Source organism: Limnoglobus sp. (genome assembly GCF_059499385.1).
In genome coordinates this window covers 46103-49159 of sequence record NZ_JCABYM010000074.1, presented here as the reverse complement: position 1 = coordinate 49159, position 3057 = coordinate 46103, and the positions used below count along the sequence as shown (strand labels likewise).

3 protein-coding genes are annotated in these 3057 nt (G+C 69.6%); 1 reads left to right on the top strand and 2 read right to left on the bottom strand.

Annotation, left to right across the window (positions count from 1 at the left end; all coding sequences use genetic code 11):
- Positions 1-92: 92 nt before the first annotated feature.
- On the bottom strand, positions 93-917 hold the full coding sequence (ccsA, locus tag AC5JJ2_RS13775; protein ID WP_495858574.1) for a cytochrome c biogenesis protein CcsA: 825 nt from the start codon (positions 915-917) through the stop codon (positions 93-95).
- A gap of 172 nt (positions 918-1089) precedes the next feature.
- Complete coding sequence (locus AC5JJ2_RS13770) at positions 1090-1710, bottom strand: precorrin-2 dehydrogenase/sirohydrochlorin ferrochelatase family protein (RefSeq protein WP_495858573.1); 621 nt, start codon at positions 1708-1710, stop codon at positions 1090-1092.
- A 94-nt stretch (positions 1711-1804) separates the two neighbouring features.
- Here AC5JJ2_RS13770 and AC5JJ2_RS13765 point away from each other — a divergent pair, with 94 nt between their 5' ends.
- A complete protein-coding gene (locus tag AC5JJ2_RS13765; protein WP_495858572.1) occupies positions 1805-2917 on the top strand; it encodes a M24 family metallopeptidase in 1113 nt (370 codons plus the stop codon).
- Positions 2918-3057: the final 140 nt, after the last annotated feature.

The following is a 3057-nucleotide window of genomic DNA, read 5'->3' as shown; positions in this document are numbered from 1 at the left end:
GGGAGGAAGGCTTACCCCCCTCCCTAACCCTCCCCCCCAAGGGGGGAGGGAACAAGAGTGGACGCGGGTAGGTGTTCGCGAGTGGTCGTTCCTCACTTCCCGCCCTCCGCGAACGGGTGGGCGGCCATCAGCACCATCACCAGCAGCACGAACGCCAGGATCGACCACACGGCTAGCCGCCGGCCGGACACGTGGGCCGCGTACCGCATGTACACCAGCATCGCCACCACCAGGATCAGCCCGTAGCTGCCGAGCACCTTCACCGACGGCGTGAGTAGCGCGCTCACCGGCTCGTGGTTCAGCATCAACATCCCCAGCAGCACGCCGGCCGCGAGCAGCGGGAACGCCGCGTTCACCGCCCGCCGGCTCATCGCCTCCAGCCGCTCGAGGCTGAGCAGCTTCAGGTCGAGCGGGTTCGCCTTCGTCCGCAGCCGGTGGGCCTGCACCAGGTACATCACGCTACTCAGGAACGCGACGCTGAGGCCGACGGCCGCGAGCAGCAGCAACAGGCCGTGGACCGCCCCCCAGAACTTCTCGCCGACGAGCCACGCGGGAACCTCCACGTCGGCGGTCCCACTGAGAGTAACGAGCGCCAGCGACAGCCCGACGAGGGCGACGACGACCGGCAGCACGAACACGCCCCACGCCTGCCGGGCGTGGTGCAGGCTGCCGTAGAAGTAGAACACGGCCAGCACCCACGCGAGGAGCAACAGCGACCCGTAGGACGTGGCCAACGACGGGTGATGAATCGCGAGGTACGCGGAGTGCGTGAACAGGCCGACCGCTCCGAGGGCGAGGCCGGCGGGGCGCATGCCGGCCCGCGGCCACCGCAGCCGGGCGAGTTCGAGGCCGAGGGCGAGCAGGTAGCTGAGGCCGAAGCAGGTGTGCGACACGCCTTGCAGCGTGGACAGCGTCATGGTCGAAATTATATAGCCGCCGGTTTACCGGAGGGCCGTGGCCTTCCGACTTCCGAAGTCCGGCTTCGACTTCGGAAGTCGAGCGGGACCGGGACCGAAGGGGAATTGAAGGTACGCCGCGGCGCGGGATCGACTTCCGAAGTCGAAGCCGGACTTCGGAAGTCTGGTGCGGCTAATCCGCCTCCCGCACGCCCTTCACCATCATCTCCCACACCGCCGCCTCCCCGCCCGTTCGCAATCGCTCCAGCCACGGCCAGTCGGCGAACGCGTCGAGCAGTGCCCGCCGCCGCTCCGGGTCCGCGATTCGCTCCCGCGCCAACGGGCGGATCGTCTCCAGCAGCCGAATCCACGTCGCGAACGCCTCGTCGAACTCCGCCTCCAGCTTCTCGCGGATGCGGCGGGCCAGGGCCGGGGCCGCGCCGCCGGTACTCGCCGCCAGCACCAGCTCGCCGCGGCGGACGACGGCCGGCAGGGTGAAATCCCCGGCCGTCGGGTCGGTCGCGGAGTTCACCCACACGCCCCGGCGGATCGCGTCGAGCGCCACCCGGTCGTTCACCGCCGGCGTCGCCGCCGCGAACACGAGCGCCATGCCCTGCATGTGGTCCGCGTGGTAGCTCGCCTGGACCCACTCGACGGACGTGTCGGCCGCGAAGTCCGCGTGCAGCGGCTCCGGCGCGACGAGCCGGACGACCGCCCCGCCGTCGCGGGCCGCCCGCGCCTTCCGCCGGCCGACGGCCCCGCCGCCGACCACCAGCACCCGCTTCCCCCGCAGGTCGAGCAACACCGGTATCATCCCGCCCCCGCTTCCCGTTTGCGTTCCCATCCCGGATGTGTCATTGTAGGGGTCGGTCTTTGAATCGCCCTAGCCCCCCGGTTCGCCCCCAGCCATGAACTATTTCACCCAACGGCGGTCGATCCTCGCCCGCGACCTCAAGAAGGACAGCCTCGACGCGATCCTCGTCACCAACCCGGTGAACGTCACGTACCTCACCGGGTTCCTCGGCGACAGCTCGTACCTGCTCCTCACGGCCAAGAACGCCGTCCTCGTCAGCGACAACCGGTTCGAGCAGCAGATCCAGGAGGAGTGCCCCGGCCTGGAGGTCCACATCCGGCCGCACAACAAGACGACGCCGGAGGCGGCGGGCGAGTTGCTCACGAAGGCGGCCGCGAAGGCCGTCGGCATCGAGGCCGACCACGTCACCCTCGCGCTGGCCGCGGCCCTCGGCGAGTACGCCCCGAAGAGCCAACTCGTGTCGATGCGGGGGAAGGTCGAGGCGTTGCGCGTCTTGAAGGACGCGTCCGAGGTGGAGGCGATCAAGGCCGCGATCCAGGTCGCGGAGCGGGCCTACGTCATGTTCACGAGTACGCTCCGGGAATCCGACGACGAGCGGGACATGGTGGCGGCGATCGAGAACTACGTCCGCCGGGCCGGGGGCGACTGCACGCCGTTCCCGCCGATCATCGCCGTCGGCGAGCGCGGGGCGCTGCCGCACGCCCCGCCGACGCACAAGCGGATGACCGACGGCAGCAAGCTGCTCGTGGACTGGGGCGCGGTGCTGAACGGCTACCGCAGCGACCTGACGCGGACGTTCAAGTCGCCGTTCGTCATCGCGCCGACCCGCAAGAACAAGGGCGAGCGGGTCGGCCACGACTTCGACAAGGTCTACGAGACGGTGTTGAAGGCCCAGCAGGCGGCGATCGCCACCATTCGCGAGGGCGTGCCGGCGAAGGAGGTGGACGCCGCGGCCCGCAAGGTGATTTCGGACGCCGGGTATGGCGACTACTTCACCCACGGCCTCGGCCACGGCATCGGGTTGGAGACGCACGAGGCCCCGCGGGTCCGGCAGAACTCGACCGACACGCTGGAGGTCGGCATGGTCATCACCATCGAGCCGGGCATCTACATCCCCGGCTGGGGCGGCGTGCGGATCGAGGACGACGTGGTCGTCCGCCGGGACTGCGGGGTGGTGCTGTCGAGCCTGCCGAAGGAGAACGTGTAACGGCGAGTCGCTCTTATATAGCCGCCGGCTTGCCGGCGGGGTTTTTGGGGGGGCGCAAAACCCCGCCGGCAATCCCGGGGCGATATAATTTCGAATAGCGTCGGTTAAAGGCCCCGCACCGCCGCGAGAAAAGCCCCCCG

Bases quoted from the DNA above. Each gene is read 5' to 3' on its own strand.
- ccsA (WP_495858574.1), bottom strand. From the start codon at position 917: ATGACGCTGTCCACGCTGCAAGGCGTGTCGCACACCTGCTTCGGCCTC.
- AC5JJ2_RS13770 (WP_495858573.1), bottom strand. From the start codon at position 1,710: ATGATACCGGTGTTGCTCGACCTGCGGGGGAAGCGGGTGCTGGTGGTC.
- AC5JJ2_RS13765 (WP_495858572.1), top strand. From the start codon at position 1,805: ATGAACTATTTCACCCAACGGCGGTCGATCCTCGCCCGCGACCTCAAG.